Annotated in this window: 1 protein-coding gene; it reads left to right on the top strand. The window is 45.6% G+C overall.

Annotation, left to right across the window (positions count from 1 at the left end; all coding sequences use genetic code 11):
- Nucleotides 1-33: 33 nt before the first annotated feature.
- On the top strand, nucleotides 34-360 hold a 327-nt coding region (locus tag LBV24_RS15135), incomplete at its 3' end, for an HYR-like domain-containing protein (RefSeq protein WP_449667990.1).

Raw genomic sequence — 360 nt, forward strand, 5'->3', positions numbered from 1 at the left:
AACACAACGTCTGCTGTTCAAACCATAACGGTTGTGGATACGACAGACCCTGTCTTAGCAGGGATTCCAAGTGATACAACTGTAGAATGTGATAGCATTCCTGCGGCGGCTTCACCTACAGCTTCAGATAATTGTGATGCTAACGTAGATATAGCATTCAACGAAACTACAACGCCTGGATCATGTCCGGATAGCTATACGATTACCAGAACATGGACCGCTACGGATGATTGCGGGAACACAGATGTACAATCGCAAACCATTACTGTTGAAGATACAACAGCGCCTGGTTTCAATGAAAGCTTGCCTGCAGATACGACGGTAACCTTTTCAACTATACCGGTTGCTCCTACCCTTACA

The sequence above is a fragment of the Winogradskyella vincentii genome (assembly GCF_020166345.1).
Classification (GTDB): domain Bacteria; phylum Bacteroidota; class Bacteroidia; order Flavobacteriales; family Flavobacteriaceae; genus Winogradskyella; species Winogradskyella vincentii.